At 66.7% G+C, this 20345-nt stretch carries 21 protein-coding genes; 16 read left to right on the forward strand and 5 right to left on the reverse strand.

The genetic code is table 11. The annotated features are described in order from the left end of the window. Positions 1–2: 2 nt before the first annotated feature. Positions 3–1010, reverse strand: a complete 1008-nt coding sequence (locus tag AC56DV_RS07900) for an alpha/beta hydrolase (protein ID WP_496313737.1) — start codon at positions 1008–1010, stop codon at positions 3–5. 199 nt (positions 1011–1209) lie between these two features. On the opposite strand from AC56DV_RS07900, the gene AC56DV_RS07905 reads away from it, so the two are divergent. The 5 genes from AC56DV_RS07905 to AC56DV_RS07925 all read left to right on the forward strand — a co-directional run bounded on the left by AC56DV_RS07905 (position 1210) and on the right by AC56DV_RS07925 (position 7298). Beyond that, entirely contained in the window at positions 1210–1773 is a 564-nt protein-coding gene (locus AC56DV_RS07905; RefSeq protein ID WP_496313738.1) for an NADPH-dependent FMN reductase, read from the forward strand. Positions 1774–1877: 104 nt separating this feature from the next. Continuing rightward, positions 1878–3566 carry a M14 family zinc carboxypeptidase gene (locus AC56DV_RS07910; RefSeq protein ID WP_496313739.1) on the forward strand — a complete coding sequence of 563 codons (1689 nt, stop codon included), beginning with the start codon at positions 1878–1880 and terminating at the stop codon, positions 3564–3566. Between the two features lie 7 nt (positions 3567–3573). After that, positions 3574–5751: an FUSC family protein gene (locus tag AC56DV_RS07915; protein ID WP_496313740.1), complete on the forward strand. Its 2178-nt coding sequence runs from the start codon at positions 3574–3576 to the stop codon at positions 5749–5751. 12 nt (positions 5752–5763) lie between these two features. Beyond that, a complete protein-coding gene (locus AC56DV_RS07920) occupies positions 5764–6708 on the forward strand; it encodes an EamA family transporter (protein WP_496313741.1) in 945 nt (314 codons plus the stop codon). A gap of 83 nt (positions 6709–6791) precedes the next feature. Next, complete coding sequence (locus tag AC56DV_RS07925) at positions 6792–7298, forward strand: hypothetical protein (protein WP_496313742.1); 507 nt, start codon at positions 6792–6794, stop codon at positions 7296–7298. On the opposite strand, the gene lhpI is transcribed toward AC56DV_RS07925, so the two are convergent. After that, positions 7295–8206, reverse strand: a complete 912-nt coding sequence (gene lhpI / locus AC56DV_RS07930; protein ID WP_496313743.1) for a bifunctional Delta(1)-pyrroline-2-carboxylate/Delta(1)-piperideine-2-carboxylate reductase — start codon at positions 8204–8206, stop codon at positions 7295–7297. The two genes, AC56DV_RS07925 and lhpI, sit on opposite strands and share 4 nt — an antisense overlap. Before the next feature lie 89 nt (positions 8207–8295). Here lhpI and AC56DV_RS07935 point away from each other — a divergent pair, with 89 nt between their 5' ends. Continuing rightward, positions 8296–8619, forward strand: coding sequence for a YkgJ family cysteine cluster protein (locus AC56DV_RS07935; protein WP_496313744.1), 324 nt, complete (start codon positions 8296–8298; stop codon positions 8617–8619). A gap of 13 nt (positions 8620–8632) precedes the next feature. On the opposite strand, the gene AC56DV_RS07940 is transcribed toward AC56DV_RS07935, so the two are convergent. Continuing rightward, entirely contained in the window at positions 8633–10513 is a 1881-nt protein-coding gene (locus AC56DV_RS07940) for a sensor domain-containing diguanylate cyclase (RefSeq protein ID WP_496313745.1), read from the reverse strand. A gap of 182 nt (positions 10514–10695) precedes the next feature. Here AC56DV_RS07940 and AC56DV_RS07945 point away from each other — a divergent pair, with 182 nt between their 5' ends. Together AC56DV_RS07945 and AC56DV_RS07950 are read left to right on the forward strand one after the other, a co-directional pair. After that, positions 10696–10926: a hypothetical protein gene (locus AC56DV_RS07945; protein WP_157200779.1), complete on the forward strand. Its 231-nt coding sequence runs from the start codon at positions 10696–10698 to the stop codon at positions 10924–10926. A gap of 2 nt (positions 10927–10928) precedes the next feature. Continuing rightward, on the forward strand, positions 10929–11051 hold the full coding sequence (locus AC56DV_RS07950; RefSeq protein WP_496313746.1) for a hypothetical protein: 123 nt from the start codon (positions 10929–10931) through the stop codon (positions 11049–11051). A 76-nt stretch (positions 11052–11127) separates the two neighbouring features. Here AC56DV_RS07950 and AC56DV_RS07955 read toward each other — a convergent pair whose 3' ends face one another. Together AC56DV_RS07955 and AC56DV_RS07960 are read right to left on the reverse strand one after the other, a co-directional pair. After that, positions 11128–12600, reverse strand: a complete 1473-nt coding sequence (locus AC56DV_RS07955; protein ID WP_496313747.1) for an APC family permease — start codon at positions 12598–12600, stop codon at positions 11128–11130. A gap of 170 nt (positions 12601–12770) precedes the next feature. Continuing rightward, positions 12771–13883 carry an NADH:flavin oxidoreductase/NADH oxidase gene (locus AC56DV_RS07960; protein ID WP_496313748.1) on the reverse strand — a complete coding sequence of 371 codons (1113 nt, stop codon included), beginning with the start codon at positions 13881–13883 and terminating at the stop codon, positions 12771–12773. A gap of 145 nt (positions 13884–14028) precedes the next feature. On the opposite strand from AC56DV_RS07960, the gene AC56DV_RS07965 reads away from it, so the two are divergent. The 8 genes from AC56DV_RS07965 to AC56DV_RS08000 all read left to right on the forward strand — a co-directional run bounded on the left by AC56DV_RS07965 (position 14029) and on the right by AC56DV_RS08000 (position 20343). Then, positions 14029–14328 carry a hypothetical protein gene (locus AC56DV_RS07965; RefSeq protein WP_496313749.1) on the forward strand — a complete coding sequence of 100 codons (300 nt, stop codon included), beginning with the start codon at positions 14029–14031 and terminating at the stop codon, positions 14326–14328. A gap of 243 nt (positions 14329–14571) precedes the next feature. Beyond that, positions 14572–15363 carry an ABC transporter ATP-binding protein gene (locus AC56DV_RS07970; protein ID WP_496313750.1) on the forward strand — a complete coding sequence of 264 codons (792 nt, stop codon included), beginning with the start codon at positions 14572–14574 and terminating at the stop codon, positions 15361–15363. A gap of 46 nt (positions 15364–15409) precedes the next feature. Beyond that, positions 15410–16387 carry an ABC transporter substrate-binding protein gene (locus AC56DV_RS07975; RefSeq protein ID WP_496313842.1) on the forward strand — a complete coding sequence of 326 codons (978 nt, stop codon included), beginning with the start codon at positions 15410–15412 and terminating at the stop codon, positions 16385–16387. Positions 16388–16429: 42 nt separating this feature from the next. Continuing rightward, a complete protein-coding gene (locus AC56DV_RS07980; protein WP_496313843.1) occupies positions 16430–17236 on the forward strand; it encodes an ABC transporter permease in 807 nt (268 codons plus the stop codon). A 12-nt stretch (positions 17237–17248) separates the two neighbouring features. Continuing rightward, a complete protein-coding gene (locus AC56DV_RS07985; RefSeq protein WP_496313751.1) occupies positions 17249–18010 on the forward strand; it encodes an SDR family oxidoreductase in 762 nt (253 codons plus the stop codon). A gap of 15 nt (positions 18011–18025) precedes the next feature. After that, positions 18026–18565 (forward strand): cupin domain-containing protein, encoded by a 540-nt coding sequence (locus AC56DV_RS07990; protein ID WP_496313752.1) that lies wholly within the window; start codon positions 18026–18028, stop codon positions 18563–18565. A 1-nt stretch (position 18566) separates the two neighbouring features. Continuing rightward, on the forward strand, positions 18567–19481 hold the full coding sequence (locus AC56DV_RS07995; protein WP_496313753.1) for an alpha/beta fold hydrolase: 915 nt from the start codon (positions 18567–18569) through the stop codon (positions 19479–19481). Between the two features lie 25 nt (positions 19482–19506). After that, complete coding sequence (locus AC56DV_RS08000) at positions 19507–20343, forward strand: IclR family transcriptional regulator (RefSeq protein WP_496313754.1); 837 nt, start codon at positions 19507–19509, stop codon at positions 20341–20343. Positions 20344–20345: the final 2 nt, after the last annotated feature.

Genomic DNA, 20345 nt, shown 5'->3' on the forward strand with positions numbered 1-20345 from the left:
CCTTATTTCAGGCGGGCCTTGAGTTCCTGCGAAGCCTGGTTCATCGCCGCGCGCACGCCATCCACGCCGGTCAGCGGATTGAGCAGGCCGAAGTCGTGGATCATGCCGTTGTAGCGCACCGTGGTCACGGCCACGCCGGCGGCGTCCAGCTTGCGGCCGTAGGCTTCGCCTTCGTCGCGCAGCACGTCGAATTCGGCGGTCTGGATCAGCGTCGGCGGCAGGCCTTGCAGCTGCGGCAGCGTGGCTTGCAGCGGCGACGCGTAGATCTCTTTGCGCTTGGCGGCGTCCTTGGTGTAGCTGTCCCAGAACCACACCATCATGTTTTTGGTGAGGAAGTGGTTGTCGGCGAACTGCTGGTAGGACGGCGTGTCGAAATTGGCGTCCGTCACGGGCCACAGCAGCACCTGCGAGCGCAGCTTCGGTTCGCCCTTGTCCTTGGACATCAAGGCTACCACCGCCGCCATATTGCCGCCCACGCTGTTGCCCGCCACCGCCAGGCGGCTGCCGTCCACCTGGATTTCCTTGCCGTGCGCGGCCACCCACTTGGTGGCGGCGTAAGCCTGCTTGATGGCCACGCCGTAGCCGGCTTCCGGCGAACGGGTGTAGTCCACGTAGACCGCCACCGCGCCGGAGCCGGACACCAGGTCGCGGATCAGGCGTTCATGGGTGGGGAAGTCGCCCAGCACCCAGCCGCCGCCGTGGAAGAACATGAAGGCGGGCAGCGTGCCCTTGCTGCCGGCCGGGCGCACGATCACCAGCTTGATTTCCTCGCCGTCCACCGTGATGGTCTTGCGCGACACGTCGGCGGCGGGCAGCTTGGCGCCCTTCTGCGCGCCTTCCAGCACGGCGCGGGCGGCGGCCGGGGTCATGGTCTCCAGCGGCTGGCCGCCCTCCAGCGCGGTCAGGAACTTGGCGGTCTTGGCTTCAACGCCCGGCAGGCCGCCGGCGAAAGCGCTGGAAGCGATCAGGGTGGCCAGGGATGCTGCGATCAGGGTTTTGATGGTGCGCATGATATATCCTATCGTTAGTTATTTAATAGTGCACTACTTGTTTCGGGGAGACCGGCGACGTTGTTGTCGCTGCATGGGATGAATAATACATAGCGCGCTATTTGATAGCAAGCTATTTTTAGGATTATTTTAGTGCTCGCCTGAAAACAGGCAGTTGCGTTAAAGTCAGCGTTACCCATTCATCAACCCGGAGAGCCCTATGACCACCAAGAAAATCGCCGTCCTGATCGGCAGCCTGCGCAAGGATTCCATCAACCGCAAGTTCGCCCACGAGCTGATCGCCCTGGCGCCCGCCTCGCTGGCATTCGAGTTCGTCGACATCGGCGGCCTGGCCCTGTACAACCAGGACCTGGACGACGAAGGCCAGACGCCCGCCGCCTGGACCGCCTTCCGCGACAGCCTGGCCAAGGTGGACGGCGTGCTGATCGTCTCGCCCGAATACAACCGCTCCATGCCGGCCGCCGTCAAGAACGCCATCGACGTCGGTTCGCGCCCGGCCGGCAAGAGCATCTGGAGCGGCAAGGCCGGCGGCGTGGTGACGGTGTCGCCGGGCGGCGTGGGCGGCTTCGGCGCCAACCATGCCATCCGACAGTCGCTGGTGGCGGTCAACGTGGCCACCATGCCGGCGCCGGAAGCCTACATCGGCGGCGCCACCAAGATGCTGGGCGAGGACGGCAAGGTCAACAACGACCAGACCCGCGAAGTGCTGCGCAAGTTCATCACCGCCTACGCGGCCTGGGTGGACAAAAACGCACCCGTGTAAGCGCGCGGCCGGGGCGGGGCAAACCGCCCCGGTGCTACAATTCGGCTCTGATTCAGCGCCTACCCGGCGCGCCTTCACCACCATACCTCTGAGATCCAGACGCCATGCACCCAGAAATGCTCACGCCCTACGAAAAGGGCAACCGTAACCAGACCACCCTTTGGACCGAATGCATCGCCTTCTACGAGGAGCTGGCGCGCCGCTTCCCGCAGGTGCTGCGCTTCGAGCAGATCGGCGTATCGGACGGCGGCATTCCCGTGCATCGCGGCGTGGTGAGCGCGGACGGCGTGTTCGGCCGCGACGAGATCAAGGCCGCCGGCCGCACCGTCTTCTTCAACAACAACGGCATCCACCCCGGCGAACCGGAGGGCGTGGACAGCTGCATGGCCCTGGTGCGCGACTTCTGCTACGAGCCGGCCAGGCTGGCCGCGCTGGGCGAAACCGTGTTCGTGTTCATCCCCGTGTACAACGTGGACGGCTGCCTGAACCGCGCCAACACCTCGCGCGTGAACCAGGACGGCCCGGAGCAGTTCGGCTTCCGCGGCAACAGCCGCCACCTGGATTTGAACCGCGACTTCGTCAAGTGCGACACCCTGAACGCGAAGCTGTTCAACCAGCTGATCGCCTCGTGGCAGCCGGACGTGATGGTGGACACCCACACCTCCAACGGCGCCGACTATCCGTACACCATGACCCTGATCCACACCCAGGCCGACAAGCTGGGTTATGGCCTGGGCCCCTTCCTGCGCAACACCATGCTGCCCGCGATCTACGCCGAGATGGAGCAGCGCGGCTGGCCGACCTGCCCCTACGTGAATCCGGTGCAGGACACGCCGGACGACGGCATCGCCGAATTCCTGGAAGTGCCGCGCTTCTCCACCGGCTTCGCGGCGCTGCACCACGTGATCGGCTTCATGCCCGAAACGCATATGCTGAAGCCCTTCGCGGACCGCTACGAATCCATGCGCGCGCTGGTGGAAACCACGCTGGCCTTCACCGTGCGGCACGGCGCCGAGATCAAGCGCCTGCGCGCCGAGGCCAAGGCCGAAGGCCGCAAGCAGGCCGCCTGGCCGGTGATGTGGCAGATGGACGAGAACAAGCCGGCCACCTTCCGCTTCAAGGGCTACGCCGCCAAACGCCACCCCAGCGTGATCGGCAACTACACCCGTTTGTCCTACGACCGCAGCCAGCCGTGGGAAAAGGACATCGCCTACTACAACAGCTTCCCCGCCAGCGTCACCGTGCGCGCGCCGAAAGCCTACGTGGTGCCGCAGCAGTGGCGCGAGGCCATCGAGCGCCTGCAATGGAACGGCGTGCAGATGACGCGCGTGGAGAAAGCTGAAACGGTGCAGGCGCAGTACTACCACATCGCTTCCGTCGCCTCGCGCCCCACCGCCTACGAGGGCCACATGTTCCACGACGGCGTGGAAGTGGAAGCGCGCACCGGCAGCTTCCAGCTCAACGTGGGCGACTACATCGTCTCCCTGGACCAGGACAACGCCCGCTACGCGGTGGAGACGCTGGAGCCGCAGGGCCACGACAGCTTCTTCCGCTGGGGCTTCTTCAACAGCGTGCTGGAAAAGAAGGAAGCCTTCTCCGACTACGTGTTCGAAGACCTGGCGCTGGACATGCTGGAAACCGAGCCTGAACTGAAGGCCAAATTTGAAGCGTGGAAGCTGGCCAACCCTGCCCTGCTGAGCAACCAGGACGAGGTGCTGCACTTCATCTTCCACAACGGTAAACGGCACGCCGAGCCGGAGTGGCGCCGCTACCCAGTGCTGTCGATCCTGTAAGAGATCGATGCACTACGCACTCAACCTGCGGACCTTCTTCTACAGCCACTACTTCCACCTGGGCCTGCGCTTCGCGGCAGGCCTGGTCGGCGTCACCCTCATCGCGCTGCAGTTCGCCGGCATGGCCGTCGCCATGACGGTCTGCATCGGCGCGCTGTGCACCGCGCTGATGGACATGCCCAGCCCCCTGAAGCACAAGCTCAACGAGATGCTGGCGTCGGTGCTGCTGTGCACCGCCGTCACGCTGCTCATCAGCCTGTGCGGCCCGGTGCCATGGCTGCTGATGACCATGCTGGTGCTGGTGAGCTTCTTCGCCAGCATGATGGTGGTGTACGGGAAGAAGTCCATGCCCCTGCAGCTCGCCACGCTGTTCATCATGACCATGTCGATGGAACATGTGATGACGGTGCGCGAGTCTTTCATCCACGCCGGCGTGTTCCTGCTGGGCAGCGTGGCCTATCTGGCCTACGCCATGGCGCTGGCCTGGCTGCTGCGCCACCGCATCAAGCAGCAGGTGCTGGCCGAGGCGCTGTTCGAGCTGGCCGCCTACATCGACATCAAGGCCGACTTCTACGACACGCGCTACAACCTCGCCGAGCAGTTCAACAAGCTGGTGCGGCACCAGGCGCTGCTGGCGGACCGCCAGCAGGCCTCGCGCGACCTGATACTGCGCAGCCACCAGAACCGCAAGGACGCCATCGTGGTGCAGATCCACGTCTGCATGCTGGACCTGTACGAGCAGATCCTGTCGACCCACACCGACTACGCGCTGCTGCGCGCGCACCTGGCCGATTCGCCGGTGCTCAAAACGCTGCACGACCTGGCCTACAAGGCCGCGCGCGACATCGAGTCGGTCGGCTACGCGGTGACGCGCAAGCGGCCGTCGCACGCGGCCATCAGCTACGCGCCCGAGATGGAGGCGCTGGAAGCGGCCATCGCGCAGCTGCAGGCGGACGCCGACGCGGGCAAGCCCGCAGGCGAGGCGCTGGCCGTGCTGCGCGCGCAGCGCAACAAGATCCGCGCCATCATCCGCATGATAGGCGAGCTGCACGTGGCCAGCCAGAAGGAGTACGAAGGCACGCCGTTCTGGGTGGACGCCGACATGCAGCCCTTCCTGTCGCAGCAAAAGTACGAGCTGCAGCTGATGCTGTCGCACTTCCGCATGGACTCGCCGATCTTCCGCTTTTCGCTGCGGGTGGCGATGGCGATTGCGGCCGGGCTGGCGGTGGGCCACGTGCTGCCGTACGCGGCGCACAGCTACTGGATCGTGCTCACCATCGTGATTATCCTGAAGCCCAGCTTCAGCATGACCAAGCAGCGCCGCAGCGACCGCATCGTCGGCACCATCATCGGCTGCGTGATCACGGCGCTGATACTGAAGTTCGTGAACTACACGCCGGCCATCGTCGGCATCCTGATCCTGGCGACGGTGGCCACACCCACCTTCATCTACCTGCGCTACCGCTACGCGGCGATCGCGGTGTCCGTCATGATCCTGCTGCAGATGCACCTGATCGCGCCGGGCAACACCAGCCTGATCACCGAGCGCCTGGTGGACACCTTCATCGGCGCGGCGGTGGCCACGGTGTTCAGCTTCGTGCTGGCCAACTGGGAGTACCAGACCTTGCCGCGCCTGATACGGCAGGTGCTGGACGTGAACCTGCGCTACATGCAGGCCTCGTTCGAACTGCTGCAGGGGAAAAGCCGCAACGACTTCCCCTACCGCATCGAGCGCAAGCGGCTGATGGACAGCCTGGCGGGCCTGAGCGCGGCGCTGGTGCGCATGCTCGACGAGCCGGCCAGCAAGCAGCGCGCGGCCGAGGACATCAACCTGTTCATCGTGCAGAACTACCTGCTGGTGGCGCACGTGGCGGCGCTGCGCGCCATCCTGCGGCGGCACGTGAAGGACATCCCGGTGGACGCGGTGAACGCCATGCTCGCGCACAGCCACGCGCAGGTGTTCCAGACCCTGTCGCGCGCGCTGGCGCAGCACGGGCAGCCGATTTCGCCGCTGCCGGCGCAGCCTGTGCCCACGGCGGCGCCGCAGCCGCCGGCGGGGGCGCAAGCGGCGGTGGCCTGGGCCGGCTGGCCGGTGGTGCAGCGGCGTATCCGGCTGCTGCAGGCGGATGCGGATAAAATCATTATCCACAGCGAGGCGATCGTCCACAACGTCTCCCCCACCTAGCCAGGAGGCAGCATGAATGACCACGCACCCTTGAGTGGACGCGATCTGATAGCGGCGCTGTGCGTGGTCCTCATCTGGGGCACCAACTTCGTCGCCATGAAGTTCGGCCTGCGCGACTTCACGCCCTTCCAGCTGGGCGCCGGGCGCTTCATGTTCGCCATCCTGCCGCTGATCTTCTTCATCCGCCCGCCCAAGCTGTCCTGGCGCATCGTGCTGCTGTACGGGCTGTGCCAGGGCGTGGGGCAGTTCGGATTGCTGTTCCTGTCGCTGCGGGCCGGCATGAGCGCCGCGCTGGCCTCTGTCATCCTGCAGACGCAAGTCTTCTTCACCGCCATCTTCAGCTACGCCGTGCTGAGCGAACGGCCCAGCCGCGCGCTGCTGGCCGGCCTGGCGCTGGCAGCGTGCGGGCTGGGGTGCTTCGGCCTGAATTACGTGGGCGGCGCGGGCGCCGCCGGTGCAGCCACCACGGCCGGCGGCACCACGCTGGCCGGTTTCCTGCTGTGCCTGTGCGCGGCGGCCATGTGGGCCGTGTCCAATATCGTGGTGCGGCGCGCGCAACGCAGCACGCCGCAGTTCGACGTGCTGGCCTTCATGGTGTGGAGCAGCCTGGCGCCCATCCTGCCCTTCATCGGCCTGTCGCTGCTGTTCGACGACCCGGCCACGCGCTGGCGCTGGACCGGCGCGCCACTCAGCACCTGGGCCTCGCTGGCCTACCTGGGCTGGATGGCCACCATCCTCGGTTACGCCATGTGGACCGGCCTGCTCAAGCGCCATCCCGTCAACCGCGTGGCCCCGTTCAGCCTGGGCGTTCCGGTGGTCGGCATCGCCGCCGGCATGCTGGTGCTGGGCGACACCATCAACACGCTGCAGTGGACCGGCATCGCGCTGATCGTCGCCGCGCTGGCCTGCGTGCTGTGGGGCGGCCGTTTCCTGGACCGCGCGCGTCCTCGGCCATAAGCGGCATATGATGTGTAGCGCACATAAGGCGCGGCAAGTCGGCTCTACAATACAAGCATGCCCAACCAACCGGAATCACCGACATGAAACAGCTGATGCTTGTTTGCAGCGGCCTGCATGCCCTGATAGCGCTGTTGTTCGGCGGCGGCGCGCTGCTGCTGGTCGCCATCGCCGCGCGCATGGGCTGGCATGCGGCCGGCGGTGAGCTCGGCCTGGCTGCGGCGCAGGAAGTGATCGAAGCGATCGGCATCCTGGCCGCCGCCGTGGTGGCGCTGCAAATCGCCGAAACCATCATCGAAGAAGAAGTGGTGCGCGACGCCGACATCAGCGCCCCGACGCGGGTGCGCCGCTTCCTGTCGCGCTTCTTCGTGGTGGTGGTGGTGGCGCTGGCCATCGAAGGCCTGGTGGCCACCTTCCGCGCCGTCCACGAGGACGCCGAAGACCTGCTCTACGTCGCCGCGCTGGTCGCCAGCGTCGGCGTGCTGCTGGCCTCCTGGGGCATCTTCGTCCACCTCAACCGCTCAGCGGAAGAACTCGAACCCGCCGCCATGGAACAGGCCCAGGCCGAAGACCACAAGGTGCAGCCTTAAACGGCCGCCAGCGCCACGCGGGCGGCGGCGAGGTCCCAGGCGGCGCAGCCGACGGTTTTGAAGAGCACGGGCTCGGTGTCGGCCATCGGGGCGGCGCCCAGGGCCTGGGCGATGCCTTGCACTTGCGACCAGTCGGCGCCGGCTTGCAGCAGGTCGCCGGCTTCGTGGCGGGCGCCTTCGGGGTCGTCGACGTAGATGCGGCTGCCAAGCACCGTGGCGGGGGCGATTTCGGCGGCGTCGGGCTTGAAGGCGCCGACGGCGATGATGAGCCGCCCGGCGCGCGCAGGGTGCAGGTAGACCGGCTGCTTGCTGGTGGTGCCGGTGATGACGACGTCGATGTCGTCGGCCATCGCGGCTACGTCGGCGGCAGCCACGCCGGGATGCGCGGCCTGCAGGTGCTCAGAGATGAAGCGCTCGGCGGAGGCGCCGGTGCGCCCGCCGATGCTGATGGCGGCGTGCGGGTAGATGACGGCCAGCGCCTTCGCATGGTTCAGCGTCTGCGTGCCGGTGCCCACCAGCAGCACGTGGCGCGGCGCGCGGCCCAGCAGCGTAGCGATGCCGAGCATGGACAGCGCGGCGGTGCGGCGGCCGGTGACGGTGGCGCCGTCCAGCGTGAGGACGACGGCGCCGGTGGCGGCGTCCAGCACGCTGACCTGGCCCGCAATGGTGGGCAGGCCGCGCGCGCCGTTGTCCGGCACCACGGTGATCAGCTTGTGGACGGCGATGTCGGGCGCGGCGGCCACCATGGACAGGATCACGCCGCCGCCGGCCAGCGGCACCACTTGCCGCGCCGGGCAGGCGATCACGCCTTGCGCGGCCTGCGCCACGGCCAGGCGCAGCGCGTCCACCAGCGCGGGAAAAGGAATCAGGGCGGCGGTGTCGGCCGCGTTCAATGCTGCTGAGGGCATGGATGTCTCCGTTTCCGGCAGCCGCGCGCTTGATTGCGCGCGGCGTCCTGACTATCATAGCAGTCAACATTGTTTCATTGTTATGGAAGATGTCCGCACACTGCCAGAGCTGTGGCGCATGCTGCGCCAAATTCCGCGTGTCATTCTATTGGGGCGAAACCGATGCGCACCCGGGCGGCACCGTGCCCGAGCGCATGGTGGTCCCCATCTCGCCGCACCTGGTGGCGATGCGCGGCACCGAGCACCGGCCGTCGCGCTGTTCGGCGCTGGAAGGCGAAGTCGGCAAGCAGGTCGGCTGTTCCATCTATCCGCAGCGCTCCAGCACTTGCCGCGAGTTCGAGGCGGGCACGCCGGCCTGCAACGTGGCGCGCGCCCATTACGGCTTGCCCGAGATCGAAATCGAAGCTGTCTAAGCTGTCTCAGCCGTCACGCGTGGCAGACGCGGTTGCGCCCCGTTTCCTTGGCCTGGTAGAGCAGCGCGTCGGCCTTTTGCAGCATGGCTTCGGCGGTGCCCACCGCGTAGTCGGCAAACACGCCCATGCTCATGGTGACCTTCAGGCCGGGCTCCACTTCGTGCCACGGGTGCTGCTCGATGATCTGGCGCAGCTTGTCGCACAGGGCGGCCGCTTGCGGCAGGTCGGTTTCCGGTAGCGCCAGCACGAATTCCTCGCCGCCGTAGCGCGCCACCAGGTCGCTCAGCCGCACGTGCTGGCGCAGGATGGCGCCCACCCGGCGCAGCACCGCGTCGCCGGTGGCGTGCGAGTAGTTGTCGTTGATCTTCTTGAAGAAGTCGATGTCGCCGATGACCAGGCTGAGTGGGCGCTTGTGGCGCACCGCCTGGTTGTACAGGGTGCTGGCCTGCTCGTCGAAGTGGCGGCGGTTGTACAGGTTGGTGAGCGCGTCGCGGATGCTGAGCTCACGCAGCTGGTCGGCCTGCTGCAGGATGGTCTGGTGCGACGCCTGCAGTTCTTCATGGCTGCGCGCCAGCTGTTCGCTCATTTCGTTGAAGGCGCTGGCCAGGGTGGCCACTTCGTCCTTGCCTTGCACCGGCACCTGCTGGCGCAGCGAGCCGCCGTGCATGGCGCGCACGGCGCCGGTGAGGCGGCTCAGGCGGCTGCTCAGGCCCCGGCTGAGCGCCAGGCCGAGGCCCAGCGCCAGCAGCGCCGCACCGGCCGCGCCGGCGGCCAGCGAGGAACGCATGGCGCCGAGGAATTCGAGTTCCTGGCGGCTGGGCGTGACCACGCCTTCGGCGGAGACGTAGGCGGCGACCTTGCCATTCACTTCGATCGGGCGGGCCTTGGCGCGGGCGTCTTCGGGCAGGACGGTGTCGCGGCCGTACTGGCCGGCGCCCAGCAGGACTTTGTAGTCCGGGTCGGTGAGGATGAAGCGGTATGGCGGCGCCTGGCGCTGGCGGCCGCGCTCCGGCCGGTCGCCGGGCTGGTCATCCGGCTGGTGGTCGGGCTGGCTCTGGCGCTGGCCGGCGGGCGGCTCGGCTGCGGCGCCGCCCTGCGGCTGCTGCGGATAAGCGGCGCGCCAGATGCGGGGCGCGGCGTGCGGCGCACTGCCTTCGTCCGACTGCACGCTACGGTCCTCCTGCGCCGGGGCGGCGGCTGGGGGAGCGCGGCGGTCGTCGTACCCGGGACGGCGGCCGTCGGGCGGACCGCGGCGCTCGTCAAATTCCGGGCGGCGGCCTTCGGGAGGGCCACGGCGATCGTCGAACTCGGGGCGGCGGCCATCGGGCGGACCACGGCGGTCGTCGAACTCCGGGCGGCGGCCATCGGGAGGGCCACGACGGTCGTCGAACTCGGGGCGGCGGCCATCAGGCGGGCCACGGCGCTCATCAAACTCGGGACGGTGGCCATCGGGGGGGCCACGGCGGTCGTCAAATTCCGGGCGGCGGCCGTCGGGCGGGCCACGGCGCTGGTCGAACTCGGGGCGGCGGGCGGCGCCGGGATGGGGGGCGCCTTCGGGGCGTGGCGGCCGCGCCTCGTCCCGGCGCGACTGGCGGTCGATATTGGGCGGCATGCGCTCCAGCAGGTCGCTCGGGCGCTCGCTGTCCGGCGTCACCTGGCCGCGCTCGGTGCGCTGCACGAAGCGGTCAAAGGATTCAGTGGCAATCGCCGTCTTCCAGTCGCCGTACTCGGTCAGATACGCCGTCATGAACGTGTGGAAGTGCTCGGCGGCCTGCTTGCTCCGTATGGTGTCGAACTTGGTGTTGACACTGGCATAAGTCAGCCCACCCACCACCGCCACCGACGCCAGTCCGGTCAGCAGCAGTGCAAGCATCAGTTTGATACGCAAAGACATCCCAAATCCCCTGTTTTTACTTGCTTTTAGGCCACCAATGATACAGCAGAGCTACCCCTGTGCGCCCATCCCTTCGGGATAGATATTCAGATTCTTTATAGGCCACATCACAAATGAAAAGTTTATTTATGGACGCAAGGCACATATACTGCACTGCAACATCACACGCATTGGAGCACATCATGACCACCGCTAGCAATCTGACGTTCAACAGCTACAACGAAACCAGCTATTTCGCCAACGTTGGCCGCGCAGCACGCGGTCTGATGGCAGCCCTGCTGGCGCACAAGCCTGCGGCCGCACCGGTGCAGCGCAGCAAACCACAGGCAACGCTGTTCGAACTGGCCAGCCGCCCGGACGCGAACATGCCCAACCTGATGACCGAACTGCACTTCATGGCATCGCGGGGTTAATTATGGAACTGATCGCCCTGTTCACCACCGTCATCGCCGCCGCTGCCGTCGCCGCCCGCATCTGCCTGCAACCCATGCTGGACCGCTCGCTGGAAGAGCTGGAAACCCTGGCCAAGGCACACTAAAGCGCAGCAGGCAGTGCCCAAAGAAAAACCCGGCCTCGGCCGGGTTTTGTCATTCGGGACACGCCCTCGCAAGCGCTCAGACCTTCTTCAGCCGCGAGTTGTGCATGCCGTAGCCGAAGTAGGTCACCACCGCCAACAGCATCCAGATGCCGAAGATCACCTTGGTGGCGTGCGACAGGTTGACCATCAGGTAGGCGCAGGCGCCGATGCTAAGGGCCGGCACGAAGTAAGGGCCGAACGGCACGCGGAAGCCGCCCTTGGTGGGGATGCCCGCCGCGCGGTCCTTGCGGCGCAGTACCGGCACCGCCACCGACACGATGATGAAGGCGGTCAGCGTCCCCATCGAAACCATGTCCCACAGGAAGGTCGAGTCGACCAGGCCGGCAACCGCGCCCACCACCAGGCACACGATCAGGGTATTGCTGACCGGCGAATGCGTTTTCGCGTTCACCTTCTGGAAGGTCTTCGGCATCAGGCCGTCCTTCGAGATGGCGTACAGGATGCGGGTCTGGCCGTAGATGGTTACCAGCGTCACCGAGAACACCGAGATCACGGCGCCGGCCGACAGCACCAGCGCGGGCCAGGCCTTGCCGGTGACGTTCTGCAGGATCACCGCCAGGCCGGCGGCCTGGCCTTCGAACTTGTGCGCGGGCTGGGCGCCCATGGCCGCCACGGCCACCAGCAGGTAGAACACCGTGACGATGACCAGCGCGCTCAGGATGCCGATGGGGACGTTGCGCTTGGGGTTGCGCACTTCCTCGCCGGCGGTGGCGATGGTGTCCAGGCCGATAAAGGAGAAGAACACCGTGCCCGCCGCCGCCGCGATGCCGGTGGCGCCCGGCAGCCATTCGCCGCTCATCGGCTTCAGGAAGGGCGTGAAGTTGTTGGAATCGAAGCCGCTCAGCGCGATCGCGGCGAAGAAGATCAGGATGGCCAGCTTGACCAGCACCATGATGGCGTTGGTGGTGGCCGATTCCTTGGTGCCGCGCACCAGCAGCACGCAGCACATGGCCACCAGTATCATCGGCGGCAAATTGAAGTGGCCGACGTTCCATGCCCAGCCGGTGGGAGTGGCCAGGATCAGCGGCGTGCGCAGCGTCTCCGGGATCTGCCAGCCGATGGCGTTGACGAGGAAGTTGTTCAGGTAGTCGGACCAGCCTATCGCCGTGGCGCTGGCCGCGAGGCCGTACTCCAGCAGCAGGCAGAAGGCCACGATGAAGGCCAGGAACTCGCCCACGGTGCTGTAGGCGAAGGAATAGGCGGAACCGGAAGCGGGAATGCGGAACGACAGCTCGGCGTAGCACAGCGCGGTCAGGCCGGCGGTGATGGCCGCCAGCAGGAAGGACAGCACCACCGAGGGGCCGGCCTTGGGCACCGCTTCCACCATGGTGAAGAAAATGCCGGTACCGATGGTGGCGCCGACGCCTATCATGGTCAGCGAGAACAGGCCCATGGAACGGGTCAGGCCTCCGGTATGGGTGTCGCCCTGTTCGGCGTGCAAACCGACCGGCTTGGTACGGGTCAATTTCTGGGCCAGCGTTTGAGTCACAGGCATTCCTTGTATGGTATGTAGCCGCCGCGCCGGTTGTGCCGCCGCGTTCTGCTGATGGGTACGGTCAAAAACAAGCGATTATAGGGCTTTACGCCCCGCCCGCCACGAGGATTTTTGTACAAGAATGGCAACTATGTTGTTGCGTTAAGACGCCGGCCGGGCCGCTGTCAGCGCTGGCCCAGCCGCGTGCTGCCGAACAAATCCTTCAGTTCGCGCGGCTGCGAGCGCCAGTACTGCGGCGGCGCCTGCACCTGCGCGCCCAGTTTGGCCGCCGCGTGCCACGGCCAGCGCGGGTCGTACAGCATGGCGCGCGCCAGCGCCACCACGTCAGCCTCCTCCTGCGCGACGATGGATTCGGCGTGCTCCGGTTCCGTCACCAGGCCCACGCCTATCGTCGGCAGGCCGGTGGCGTGCTTGATGCGGCGCGCGAAATGGATCTGGTAGCCCGGTCCCAGCGGAATCTGCTGCAGCGGCGAGATGCCGCCGCTGGACACGTGGATGAAGTGCGCGCCGGCCTGCTGCAGTTCACGCGCGAAGGCCACGCTCTGCTCGATGTCCCAGCCGCCCTGCACCCAGTCCGAGGCCGAGATGCGCATGCCCACGCACACGGACTGCGGCACCGCCGCCCGCACCGCGCGCAGCACCTCCAGCGGGAAGCGCATGCGGTTCTCCAGCGAGCCGCCGTATTGGTCCGTACGCTGGTTGGACAGCGGCGACAGGAACTGGTGCAGCAGGTAGCCGTGCGCGCCGTGCAGCTCGATGCCTTCGATGCCCAGCGCGTGCACGCGGCGCGCGGCTGCCACGAAGTCGTCCTTCACTTTGCGCAGGCCCGCCTCGTCCAGCGCCAGCGGCGCATGCTCGCCGGCCGCATGCGGCACGGCGGACGGCGCCACGGTCTGCCAGCCGCCCTGCGCAGGCGGCACGCTGGCGCCGCCTTCCCACGGCCGCTGGCTGGAAGCCTTGCGGCCCGCGTGCCCCAGCTGCACCGCCAGCGGCATGGCCGAATGCCTGCGGATGGCTTGCACCACCGGCGCCAGCGCGGCCTGGTGCGCGTCCGTCCACAGGCCCAGGTCCCAGGCCGAGATGCGGCCCTCGGGCGAGACGGCGGTGGCCTCCGTCATCAGCAGGCCGGCGCCGGACAGGGCCAGCTGGCCGAGGTGAATCATGTGCCAGTCGGTGGCCAGGCCGTCCTCGGCGGAGTACTGGCACATGGGCGCGACGGCAATGCGGTTGGCCAGCTTCAGCGGGCCGAGTGCATAGGGTGTGAACAGCTGGCTCATTGGCCTCTCCGGGCAAAAAAAGCCAGTGTAACGCCACTTCAAGAACCTGGTTACAGTTGCTTACTTTTGATACAGCGCCATGTATAGCTTGCGGCGTGCCGGATCGTTAATCTTGAGGCTCGGCAAAAAACAACAGGAGATCATCATGGCGATCATCAAAAAAATCCCCACTGTCAGCAACCGCTTCTCAGCGCTGAGCGCAGTTGCCGCGATCTCCGTCATTATCCTGTGCATGGCCGGCACCGCCGCCATCGCCGGCTGGCTGCCCGCGCACCCGCGCGCGGCGGGGCAGGACGCGCAGGACAATGACTTGCCGCCGGTTTCCTCCGCTCCCCAGGCGTCGCCGATTGCGGCTCCGGTTGCAGCACCCGTTGCTGCCCCTGCGCCCGACCGTTCCATGCAGCAGCGCGTGCGCCGCGCCGCGCATGTGACGTCCACGACCTGAGCACAAATACAACAGCACTCCAGAGCAACTTTCATCCGAAAAGGGGCACTGCCATAGGGCAGCGCCCCTTTTTTTCGCCTGTTTGACTGCGCCTATTTTTTGATCTTTGTTTTACCTATGAAACGCTGATTTTTATTTGAGACAAAAAGCTGGATTCTCGAAAAATGTCTGCTATATTTCAATCACATTACAACCCACATACGAAGCACCGTTTTATATGTGGAACACATGATTGTGAGAGAAATGATGATCGAAATCGAATTCCGCAACGTCGGCAAGAGTTTCATCGACCGGCAAACCTCACAGCCGCGTTCTGCGGTTACCAACGTCAACATTGCCATCCGCAGCGGCGAAGTGGTCTCCATCATCGGCCCGTCCGGCTGCGGCAAAAGCACGCTGCTGAACATGGGCGCCGGCTTGTACCTGCCGACCGTGGGCGAGGTGTACGTGAGCGGCGAACTGGTGACCAGGCCGGTGAAGAAGGTGGCCTTCATGCTGCAGAAGGATTTGCTGATGCCATGGCGCACCATCCGCGCCAACGTGGGCCTGGGGCTGGAGATCGACGGCGTCTCCGCCAGGGAGCGCGACCAGGCGGCCAACGCGCTGCTGGCCAAGTGCCACCTGAAGGGCTTTGAAGGCCACTACCCCTACCAGCTGTCCGGCGGCATGCGCCAGCGCGCGGCGCTGGCCCGCACCCTGGCGGTGGACCCGCACGTGCTGCTGCTGGACGAGCCGTTCTCCGCGCTGGACGCGCAGACCAAGATGATCCTGCAGCAGGACCTGGCGCAGATGCTGTACGAGAAGCAGCGCACCGCGCTGTTCATCACCCACGACCTGATTGAAGCCATCGCCCTGTCCGACCGCCTGCTGGTGATGAGCGAACGCCCCGGCACCGTGATCGAGGAAATCATCGTCGATCTGCCGCACCGCAACGACCCGCTGGCGCGCCGCAAGCTGCCCGAAATCGGCCCCCTGGCGGGACGCCTGATGGAGCTGCTGAAAGTGGGCAAGGACCAGGAAGCCGAACTGCATTAATCCATACCGAACGCCGTTTCGATACTAATCAGGAGTGTATATGAGCATGCATAAAATCCTCGCCTCGGCCGCCTGCGCCGTTGCCATGGCCTTCGCCGCCGCACCCGCGCTGGCAGCGCCTGAAGAAGTCACCTACCTGCTGCCGGCGCCGCCGAACACCCCGGCCTTCGCGCCGTGGATGATCGCGCAGCAGAAGGGCTACTACGCGGAAGAGAACCTGAAAGTGAATTTCGTGGCGGCCAAGGGCGGCGTCGACGTGGCCAAGCAGATCGGCGCGGGCAACGCGGTGATCGGCGGCGCCATCGGCGACACCCCCATCATCGTACGCGCCAACGGCGTGCCGGTGAAAGCCATCGCGGTGCTGGGCGCCGGCTCGCTGACCATGGTGGGCGTGCACCAGGGCGGCGGCATCAAGTCGCTGGCGGACCTGAAGGGCAAGACCATCACCGTCATGTCCTACACCGACACCACGTACTACGCGCTGCTCGGCAATATGAAGCACGTGGACCTGGGCAAGAGCGACGCCGCGATCCAGGCCGCCGGCCCGTCCGGCGTCTGGCAGGTGTTCGCGGCCGGCAAAGCGCAGGCGCTGGCCGGCGTGCCGGACTGGATCGTCAGCGCCACCGACGCCGGCGCCAAGGTGGACATCATCGAAACCAGCGGCTTCAAGTCCATGGCGCAGGCCATCCTGGCCTCGGACGACACCATCAAGAACAAGCCGGAGCTGCTCAAGCGCCTGGTGCGCGCCACCCTGCGCGGCATGGAAGACATCATGAAAGATCCGAAGGCCGCCACCGCCGTCTATGTGGAAGCCATCCCTTCCTACAAGGGCAAGGAAGCGAGCATCGAACAGATCTTCAATATGTACCGCAAATACGTGTATGCCAACCAGAAGCCGCTGGGCCAGATCGACGGCGCGCGCATGGACAGCGTGCAGAAGTTCTACGTCAGCGAAGGCATCGTCTCCAAGGCGGCCGCCGTCAACGACCTGTTCACCAACCAGTTCATCGGGACGGCGCGCTAAATGGATACCGCAACCTCCGTCAACTCCGTCTCGCCAACCACCATGACCACGCCCGCCAAGAGCGCCCCGCTGCTGAGCGAAAAAACCCGCACCGTGCTGGGCAGCCTGCTGGTGCTGGCGGTCTTCCTGGCCGCCTGGGAATGGGGTCCGGGCGCGCTGGGCATGCCCGAGTTCATCCTGCCGCGCTTCTCGCGCGTGCTGCAGGAATCGGTCTTCATGTGGAACAACAGCGACCTGCTGGGCCACTTCACCATCACCGCCATGGAAGTGGTGATCGGCTTCGCGCTCGGCTCCCTGCTCGGCCTGGCGGTCGGCGTGGCGCTCGGCCTGTCGCCGCGCGCCGAAGCCATGCTGTCGCCCTACATCCTGGCGCTGCAGATCGCGCCGAAAGTGGCCTTCGCGCCGCTGTTCGTGATGTGGCTGGGCTACACCATCTACCCCAAGATCATCGTCGCGGTGCTGATCGTGTTCTTCCCGGTGATGATCAACGTGCTGTCGGCGATCCGCACGGTGGATCCGGACATGGTGAACCTGGTGCGCACGCTGAACGCCTCGCGCTGGCAGATCTTCTGCCTGGTGGAGTTCCGCTCGGCCATGCCGGCCCTGTTCTCCGGCCTGCGCATCGCCTCCACCCTGGCCGTGATCGGCGTGACGGTGGGCGAACTGGTGGGCGGCAACCAGGGCCTGGGCTTCCTGCTGGTGGACGGCGAAGGCCAGGGCAACACGGCCGCCGTGTTCGTGGCCATCTGCGCGCTGACCCTGACCGGCATCGTCACCTACGGCGCGGTGGTATGGGCCGAACGGCGCGTGCTGCACTACCTGCCCAAAGCTGCCACCAGCACTAAATAAGAGAGACCCGGCATGACTACGACACAACTCCTGGCCGGCCGCAAGGTGCTGGTTACCGGCGCGGCGCGCGGCCTGGGCCTGGCCTTCGCCACCGCCATCGCCGAAGCCGGCGCCAGCGTGGCGCTGGCCGACATCCTGCACGACACGCTGGCCGCTTCGGTGGCGGCGCTGCGCGAACGCGGCCTGCAGGTGCACGGCTTCCCGCTCGACATGGCTGACCCGGCCTCGATCGAGGCCTGCGCCGCAGCGGCGGCGGCCCGGCTGGGCGGCCTCGACGGCCTGGTCAACAACGCGGCCATCACCAACTCCGGCGGCAAGTCGTCCGAACAGATCGACATCGCCATGTGGGACAAGGTGATGGAAGTGAACGTGCGCGGCACCTGGCTGATGACCAACGCCTGCCTGCCCGCGCTGCGCGCTTCCGGCAGCGGCGCCATCGTCAACCTGGCCTCGGACACGCCGCTGTGGGGCGCGCCCAACCTGATGGCCTACGTGGCCAGCAAGGGCGCCATCATCGGCATGACCCGCTCGCTGGCGCGCGAGGAAGGCGCCCACAACATCACCGTCAACGCGGTGGCGCCGGGGCTGACCAAAGTGGAAGCCACCGAATACGTGCCGGCCCAGCGCTACCAGACCTACCAGGACGGCCGCGCCCTGCAGCGCCTGCAGTTGCCGGAAGACGTGACCGGCGCGGTGCTGTTCGCGCTGTCCGGCCTGTCCCGCTTCGTCACCGGCCAAGTCCTTGCCGTCAACGGCGGCTTCGTAATGAACTAAACCAGGAGCATATCAATGAGCGACGTATCCGAACACAAGCAGATCCAGCGCAGCTGGGACCAGCCGCAAGGCGCCTCCTTCGAGGAATGGATGAACAGCCGCGTGGCGCGCTTCTCCACCCGCAAGTACGACTGGAACGCGCTGAAGTTCCAGGCCGACTACGATCCGAAGTACCGCCGCGCGCAGATGCGCTACATCGGCACCGGCGGCACCGGCGTGGCCAACGACAGCAGCGTGATCCCGTCCGAGCACTTCACCTTCTCCACCATGATCATCCCGGCCGGCCACGAAGGCCCGCCGCACGTGCACGTGGACGTGGAGGAAGTGTTCTTCGTCCTGCGCGGCAAGCTGAAGCTGGTGCTGGAAAAGGACGGCGAGCGTTTCGAGACCATCCTGACCGACCGCGACGTGGTGTCGATCCCTCCCGGTGTGTACCGCGAAGAGATCAACATCGGCGAGGAAGACGCGCTGATGTGCGTGATGCTGGGTGCGCAAAAGCCCATCACGCCGACCTATCCGCCAGAGCACCCGCTGGCCAGCATCAAGCGGGGCTGAGATGAACTTTGCCGGCATCAGCGCCATGGCACCGGAAGCGGACGGGCTGCAGCACGCACTGTCCCTGCTGGAGCGCCATTTCGCGGAACGCAGCGTGGCCGTGGAAGGCGGCGCGGTGAGCTACCGCGAGATCGCCGCAGCCCCCGGCGCGCCGTCCGCGCCGGCCACACAGCCTGCCATCGTGCTGCTGCACGGCATAGGCTCGGGCGCCGCCTCCTGGCTGCCTTGCGCGCTGGAGCTGGCCGCCGCCGCACCGGGGCGCCGCGTGATCGCCTGGAACGCGCCCGGCTACGGCGGTTCCACCGTGCTGGCCGCAGCGCGCCCAGGCGCGGAGGCCTACGCCGCCCGCCTGCGCCAGATGCTGCAGGCGCTGGGCGTACTGGACAACGGCCGCTTTGTGCTGGTGGGCCATTCGCTGGGCGCGATGATGGCCTGCGCCTACGCCGCCGCCAACCCCGCCACGCTGGACAAGCTGGTGCTGCTCAGCCCTGCACGCGGCTACGGCCAGGCGGCGCGGCTGGAGCAAGGGGCGCAAGTGGCGCGCGAGCGCCTGTCCACGGTGGGCGAACTGGGCGTGCACGGCATGGCCACGCAGCGCTCCAGCCGCCTGTTGTCGGGCAACGCCGGCACCGCCGAGCGCGACTGGGTGCGCTGGAACATGGCGCAGCTGAACCTGCCCGGCTACACGCAGGCCGTGCACCTGCTGTGCGGCGACGCCATCGAGAATTACGCATTATCCGGCGCGGTGTGCGCGGTGGCTTCGGTCCACTGCGGCAGCGCCGACAGCGTCACCACGCCGGCCGACTGCCGCCTGGTGGCCGAACACCACGGATTGCCGTTCGCCCTGATCGACCAGGCCGGCCATGCCTGCTACGTGGAGCAGCCGCCGGCTGCCGCGGCGGCCATCCTGAACTAAACCACTACAACTTACGGGACCAACCATGAACAACAAGCCTGAACAAGCGGAAGACGACGGCGCCGACAAATACACGGTGCCCGGCCTGGAGCGCGGCCTGCGCCTGCTGTGCGAATTCAGCCGCCACGAAAAGACCCTGTCCGCGCCGGAACTGGCCAAGCGCCTGGACGTGCCGCGTTCCACCGTATTCCGCCTGCTGACCACCCTGGAGCGCATGGGCTTCGTCGAGCGCGCCGAGGGCGGCCGCGATTACCGCCTGGGCATGGCCGTGCTGCGCATGGGCTTCGAATACCTGGCCTCGCTGGAGCTGACCGAGATCGGCCGCCCGCTGCTGGAACGCCTGCGCGACGAAATCGGCTATTCCACCACGCTGGTGGTGCGCGACGCGCGCAACATCGTCTACGTGGCCAAGTCCAGCACGCCCGCGCCGTTCGTCAGCACCGTCAACGTCGGCACCCGCCTGCCGGCGCACGCCACCGTGCTGGGCCGCGTGCTGCTGCAGGACCTGACGCTGCCGCAGCTGCGCGAGCTGTATCCGGAAGAGCACCTGAAGGTGTATTCAGACAGCACGCCGCACACGGTGCTGGACCTGTTCAACATGCTGCAGCAGGACCGCGAACGCGGCTACGTGTGGGAGCAGGGCTTCTTCGAGCGCGGCATTTCCACCATGGCCGCGCCGGTGCGCGACCACAGCGGCAAAGTGGTCGCCGCGCTGGGCGCCACCATCCCCGACCAGCAGATCGGCACCGACCACCTGGAGCGCATCGTGGCCCAGGTGCGCGGCAGCGCGGACGAGCTTTCCCGCCTGCTGGACCATGCGCCGACGGAAACCGCGCAAATCGTCAATTTATGGCAGCGCTAAGC

The sequence above is a fragment of the Massilia sp. BGA-UO-ETr-WB1 genome (assembly GCF_059567845.1).